We start from the raw sequence: 6,537 nt of genomic DNA, 5'->3' as shown, positions 1-6,537 counted from the left end.
CCTGAGCCAGGATCAAACTCTCAATTTAAAAAGTTTGTCTGTTACTCATTACTTTAATTCAAAAGAATTGCTGGTTACATAATTATTTAAACTTTGTTTCCTCTGTTCAATTTTCAAAGACCAGTGCGGCTTTTCCCTCACCGCTTAGTTATCTTACCACGGTGGGTTTTCCTTGTCAACACTTTTTTAAAAATTATTTGTTAGATTTTCTTGCTAACTAATTTTCAATGTATCAAGTGTTTTGACTTGGTGTCGCTTTTGCCACCAGCGACTTATTTATAGTACCACAGCTTTTATATTCTATTATTTTAAATATAGCTACTATAATAATATTTATAGCAATTATCTAATTTTATCTTATTAATACTACAATATTCTTATACGGATACACCAGGTTAAGTATATATTGTAATTTAGAATTATGGAGAGTTTTTCTAGGAAAAGATCGGAAAAACTTTTGAATTTATATAAAAAAAAGAGAAGCTTAGCGCTTCTCTTTTAATTATAAGATTAAATTGTGGTGTTTATTCTTCTAGATTATCATCATCTTCAGAGTCTTCTTCAGAATCTTCATCTTCAAAGTCTTCTTCATCTAGAATATCATCATCATCTTCTTCTGCTCTTTCAAGAAGTTCGTCTATACCACCATCTTCATTTTCTACATCTATATCATAATCTTCGCTTTCAGCAATTTGTGGTATATTGATATCTTGATCTATCTCGTCACCATTGCTTATCTTAGCTATAGCTACTATTTCTTCATCAGCGCCACTTCTCATAAGTGTAACTCCCATAGTTGCCCTACCAGTTTGAGAAATGCCTTCTACTGTTATCCTTATAGCCACGCCTTTATTGTTTATAAGCATTAACTCATCATCGATTTTACATACTCTAGCTGCAGCGAGTTTACCAGTTTTTTCTGTTACTTTATAAGTCTTGAGACCTTTTCCACCTCTATATTGACGAGTGTACTCTGTAAGGCTGGTTCTCTTTCCAAAACCATTTTGGCTTACTACAACTAAATCTTCACCTTCCACAGCAATATCCATAGACATAGCTATGTCACCTTTTCTTAGCCTTATAGCCCTAACCCCTGCTGCTGTTCTTCCCATAGGTCTTATATCTTGCTCATTAAACTTTATAGCATATCCATCTCTAGTAACTATTATTATATCTGCATCACCATAAGTCACCTTCACCTTTAGAAGTTCATCCCCTTCTTTAAGGGTAATAGCATTAAGACCATTTTTCCTTATGTTAGCAAATTGTTTTAATGGAGTCTTTTTAACTATACCGAGCTTTGTTCCCATAAATAGATATCCTTTTTTCTGAATATCTTTTATAGAAAGTACCGCTTCTATTCTTTCATCTTGATCTATAGGTATCATATTTACAAGATTAGTACCTTTTGCTGTTCTTCCTGCATCTGGAACTTCATAAGATCTTATCTTGTATACTCTTCCTCTATTAGTGAAGAATAACAAATCTGAGTGAGTAGAAGTAACAATAACATGATCTACAAAATCATCTTCTTTTGTAGTCATGGCCTGAATTCCTTTTCCACCTCTTCTTTGTGAGGAATAAGTATCAGCTGATATCCTCTTAATATATCCTGAATTAGTTAAAGTAATTACCACTTCCTGCTCTTGAATAAGATCTTCTATATCTATATCCTCTAAAGATTTTTCAATAGAAGTTCTTCTTTCATCAGAATATTTCCTTTTTATTTCCATCAATTCATCTTTTATAACTCCAAGAAGAATTTCTTCACTAGCTAATATCTCTTTTAATCTTTCTATAACTTTCATAAGTTCATTATATTCTTCTTCAATTTTTTCTCTTTCTAAACCTGTCAGCCTTCTAAGTCTCATATCTAAGATTGCTTGAGATTGTTTATCACTTAATTGAAATCTTTCCATAAGTGTATTTTTAGCTATTTCAGTAGTCTTTGAATTTCTCAATATATTGATAACTTCATCTATATTATCTAAAGCGATTCTTAATCCATCTAAAATATGTGCTCTTTCTTCTGCCTTATTAAGTTCAAATAAAGTTCTTCTAGTTATAACTTGCTTTTGAAAATCTATATAGTGAACTAAAACCTGTTTTAAATTTAAAACCTGAGGTTCATTATCAACTAAAGCTATCATTATTACCCCAAAGCTATCTTGCATTTTTGTATGTTTGTATAAAAGATTTAAAACTACATTAGGGTTTGCATCCCTTTTCAGCTCTATTACTATTCTCATACCATCTCTATCTGATTCATCTCTTAGATCTGATATTCCATTTATTTTTTTATCTTTAACTAAGTCTGCAATGTTTTCAATAAGTTTAGCCTTATTAACCTGATATGGTATCTCATTAACTATTATCTTGTGTCTACCATTCTCTTCTTCTATTTCTGCTTTAGCTCTTACTTTAATTATTCCTCTTCCTGTTTCATATGCTTCTCTTATGCCTGAAGTACCCATTATTATCCCTGCAGTAGGAAAATCTGGTCCTTTTATATTTTTCATAAGGTCAAGAACAGTAGCTTCAGGATTATCTATTAATTCAATAGTTCCATCTATAATTTCACCTAAGTTATGCGGTGGAATATTTGTCGCCATACCTACAGCTATTCCTGAAGATCCATTAACTAAAAGATTTGGATATCTTGAAGGAAGTACTGAAGGCTCTTCTTCTTCACCATCAAAGTTAGGAACAAAATCTACTGTATCTTTATTTATATCTCTTAACATCTCTACTGCTATCTTATTTAACTTAGCTTCCGTATACCTCATAGCAGCAGCTCCGTCTCCGTCTACTGATCCAAAGTTACCATGCCCATCCACTAAAAGATATCTTATAGAAAAATCCTGGGCCATTCTAACTAAAGCATCATAAACTGAAGAATCTCCATGAGGATGATACTTACCAAGAACGTCTCCAACGATTCTTGCACATTTTCTATATCCTTTGTCTGGAGTAATCCCAAGTTCCTGCATGGAAAATAAAATTCTCCTATGAACAGGCTTTAGACCGTCTCTTACATCTGGAAGAGCACGACCTACAATTACGCTCATAGCATAATCAATGTAGCATTTTTTCATTTCATTTTTTATATCTACAGGTATAACTTTTCCCTCATTGTTATTCATTAAATATTCACCTCATCTAACTGCTATATGTCTAAGTTAGTCACTCTCTTAGCATTTTGCTGTATGAATTCTCTTCGAGGTTCCACCTTATCTCCCATGAGTATTGTAAATATTTCATCAGCGGCCATGGCATCCTCTATAGTTGCCTTTAGTAAAATTCTTTGCTCCGGATCCATAGTAGTATCCCAAAGCTGTTCTGCATTCATTTCTCCAAGTCCTTTATATCTTTGAATGGAAACGCTGTTATCTTTTCCACCCAATTCTATAATGATATTATCTAATTCACTATCAGAATATGCATAATAACTCTTTTTATTTTTACTTACTTTGTAAAGAGGTGGTTGAGCTATAAATACGTGACCATTTTCAACTAACTCTCTCATATACCTATAGAAGAAAGTTAAAAGAAGCGTTCTTATATGAGCTCCATCCACATCAGCATCAGTCATTATTATTATTCTGTTATATCTTATTTTTTCTACATCAAAATCTTTTCCTATTCCAGCTCCAAAGGCAGTAATCATTGATCTTATAGTTTCAGAGTTTAGAATTTTATCCAGCCTTTGCTTTTCAACATTCATTATTTTTCCTCTTAGTGGAAGTATGGCTTGAAATCTTCTATTTCTGCCTTGTTTTGCTGATCCACCTGCAGAGTCTCCCTCAACTATATATATCTCACATTCTTCTGGATTTTTTGAAGAACAGTCTGCAAGCTTCCCTGGCAGAGCTGATCTTTCTAGAACAGACTTCCTTGTAAGTTCTCTTGCTTTTCTAGCAGCATCTCTAGCCCTTGCTGCCATAAGAGCTTTATCCACTATAACCTTACCTATATTTGGGTTTTCCTCAAGAAAGGTTGCTACTTCTTGCCCCATTATATTTTCTACTATACCTCTAACCTCACTGTTACCAAGCTTAGTCTTAGTTTGACCTTCAAACTGAGGTTCTGATATCTTTATGGATACTACTGCTGTAAGACCTTCTCTTATGTCCTCTCCTTGAAGGTTCTTATCGCTTTCTTTTAAATGTCCAAACTTTTTAGCATAATCATTAAACACTCTAGTAAGGGCATTTTTAAATCCTGATAGATGGGTTCCCCCTTCTATGGTATCTATGTTATTTGCAAAAGAAAAAATGTTTTCAGCATAGCTATCATTGTACTGAAGTGCAATTTCAACTATTACGTCATCTTTACTTCCCTCTACATAGATAGGTTCAGAATGAAGCACTTCCTTGTTTCTATTTAAATAACTTACAAAGGATTTAATACCGCCTTCATAATGAAATTTTTCTTGTTTTTCTTCTCTTTCATCTATGAGTTCAATATTGATTCCTTTATTTAAAAATGCTAATTCCCTAAGTCTATGTTCAAGTATCTCATAATCAAAATTTATTTCCTCAAATATCTGAGGATCTGGTTTGAAATATGTGGTAGTACCCTGTTCTTGGCTTTCTTCTACCTTTGCCACTGGAGCAACGGGTATACCTCTCCTATATTCTTGTTTCCATAAATATCCTTCTCTTCTAGACTCTACTATACATACTTCCGAAAGAGCATTTACCACAGATGCACCTACACCATGCAGACCTCCAGAAACCTTATAGCCTCCACCACCAAATTTTCCACCTGCATGAAGTATAGTCATAATTACTTCCATGGCTGATTTTCCCATCTTAGGATGCATGCCTACAGGCATACCTCTACCATCATCCACTACTGTAACAGAGTTGTCTTTATTAATTACAACTTTTATATTATCACAATATCCTGCTAATGCTTCATCTATGCTATTATCAACTATTTCATAAACTAAATGATGAAGTCCTCTTGAACTAGTACTCCCAATATACATTCCAGGCCTTTTCCTTACTGCTTCTAATCCTTCTAGTACTTGAATTTGACTTTCATCATAGTTTTGCTTATTATTCTCTACCATTAGTTTCCTCCTAAAATTTGAAAATTCTCTATAGCTTTGCTTCTAGCAACTTAAATAGCTGCTTAATATAAAGCAGCTAAAGATCATAATCTACATTTGTTCTCTTGGTAAGGGTTGAGGAAGATATAGGTGATAGATAGATCTTACTTTTTTTATTTACTTCCGCTATAACAAAGGATTTTGGTTTATCCTTGGTTATTCTCTCTACAAAGCCATCTTCTTCTGCCATTCTTAAAAATTGTATGGTATCAGAACTATACATAGTAGTATCTACATCAAAAATTCCTATAACATCTTTTATTGGAACTACTACATTTTCTCCTAAATGCAAGAACACATTAATTCCTCCTTTAAAGGACAATATTTCCTTCTTTTACTCTAAACACTTTTGATCTTTCATCCAAATACTCATTTATATCTTCAATACCAGTACATGTAATAATAGTTTGTATATCTTGTATAGAACTTAATATATATTTTTTTCTGCTAAAATCTAATTCAGACAAAACATCATCTAAAAGAAGGACAGGATATTCACCCGTTTGTTCTTTAATAATTTTTAAAGAGGCAAATTTTATAGTTAAAACTGATGTTCTTTGCTGACCTTGAGAACCAAAACTTTTAGCATCTATACCGTTTATATAGATTAAAATATCATCTCTATGAGGACCCGTTGAAGTTAAACCTTTTTCCTTATCTTTTTGCCTATTAGCTTTAAGTGAAGAAATAATGCCTTCTTCAATAGACTCTTTTAATTTTATAGAACTAAGATACTTAAATTCAATATCTTCTTTGTTAGAAGTTATATCCTTATGAATCTTTTTTCCATAATTATTAAGTTTTTCTATATATTTCAACCTTTTATCTATGATGTACTTTCCAAAATTACCAAGTTGAAGGTCATATATATCCAGCATATTTTCATCTAGCTTTTTATTTTTTAATATAGAATTTCTCTCATTTATCACTTTATTATATTGTACAAGGTTGTAATAATATTTATTATCTAACTGACAAAGTTCCATATCTATGAATTTTCTTCTTATGCCAGGAGACTCTTTTACAATCCTTAAATCTTCTGGGGAAAACATCACCACATTAAAAACACCTATAAGTTCAGATATTTTATTTATCTTTATAGAATTGACATTAATAGCCTTTTTTCCATCTTTGAAAATAGCTAGACTTATTTTTTTATCTAACCTTTCTCTTTCTACATAAAGATTAATAAGTGCTTTGTCACTGTTCCAATGTATAAGTTCCTTATCCCGATTGGTTCTGTGAGAACGAGCAAAACCGCAATAGTAGATAGCTTCAAGAATATTTGTTTTACCTTGAGCATTATCTCCCATAAATACATTTACATTTTTGCTTAGTTCTATATTAAGCTTCGTATAATTTCTAAAATTCATTAGTTGAAGATATTTTATTAACATAAAAAACACCCATTAAAATTATAT

4 protein-coding genes are annotated in these 6,537 nt (G+C 32.1%); all 4 read right to left on the bottom strand.

All coding sequences use genetic code 11. The features are described from left to right. Positions 1 to 524: 524 nt before the first annotated feature. On the bottom strand, positions 525 to 3,143 hold the full coding sequence (gene gyrA, locus BUA82_RS07490) for a DNA gyrase subunit A (RefSeq protein WP_073006180.1): 2,619 nt from the start codon (positions 3,141 to 3,143) through the stop codon (positions 525 to 527). Positions 3,144 to 3,166: 23 nt separating this feature from the next. Then, positions 3,167 to 5,077, bottom strand: a complete 1,911-nt coding sequence (gyrB, locus tag BUA82_RS07485) for a DNA topoisomerase (ATP-hydrolyzing) subunit B (protein WP_073006178.1) — start codon at positions 5,075 to 5,077, stop codon at positions 3,167 to 3,169. Between the two features lie 76 nt (positions 5,078 to 5,153). Then, the gene (gene remB / locus BUA82_RS07480; RefSeq protein WP_073006175.1) at positions 5,154 to 5,414 is read right to left on the bottom strand and encodes an extracellular matrix regulator RemB; all 261 of its coding nucleotides are present in this window, start codon (positions 5,412 to 5,414) and stop codon (positions 5,154 to 5,156) included. A 13-nt stretch (positions 5,415 to 5,427) separates the two neighbouring features. Beyond that, on the bottom strand, positions 5,428 to 6,513 hold the full coding sequence (recF, locus tag BUA82_RS07475; RefSeq protein ID WP_073006172.1) for a DNA replication/repair protein RecF: 1,086 nt from the start codon (positions 6,511 to 6,513) through the stop codon (positions 5,428 to 5,430). Positions 6,514 to 6,537 lie beyond the last annotated feature (24 nt).

Source organism: Clostridium amylolyticum, assembly GCF_900142075.1.
In the GTDB taxonomy this organism is placed as follows: Bacteria; Bacillota; Clostridia; order Clostridiales; family Clostridiaceae; genus Clostridium_AA; species Clostridium_AA amylolyticum.
The sequence above is the reverse complement of the archived record's forward strand: the minus strand, read 5'-3'. Positions and strand labels throughout refer to the sequence as shown.